Origin of the sequence: Variovorax sp. WDL1, assembly GCF_001541225.1 — a bacterium.
Lineage (GTDB): Bacteria > Pseudomonadota > Gammaproteobacteria > Burkholderiales > Burkholderiaceae_C > Variovorax.
The window spans coordinates 1-252 of the sequence record NZ_LMTS01000312.1; the positions used below are offsets into that span (position 1 = coordinate 1).

The window sequence follows — 252 nt, forward strand, 5'->3', positions numbered from 1 at the left end:
CGTCTTTGGCGACGGACAGCGTGCCTTGCGAGATGACTGTGCCTCCGCCGTAGGTGTTGGCACCGGAGAGCGTGAGCGTGCCGTCGCCGAACTTGACCAGCTCGCCGATGCCGCTGATGTCCTGGCTGACGGCGCCGCTCGAGTCCTGTTCGAACCACAGGGTGCCGTTGTTGGTGATGCCGCTGCCGTTTCCGGTCCCGGACGCCGCGGTATCCAGGACCGCGCCGGGGTTGATGGTCGTCGTCCCGGTGT

The 252-nt window shown here is 67.1% G+C and carries 1 protein-coding gene; it reads right to left on the reverse strand.

Annotated features, from left to right (window positions below):
- Positions 1-252: autotransporter-associated beta strand repeat-containing protein (locus APY03_RS36035; RefSeq protein ID WP_157103513.1), on the reverse strand; the 252-nt coding region annotated here is incomplete at both ends.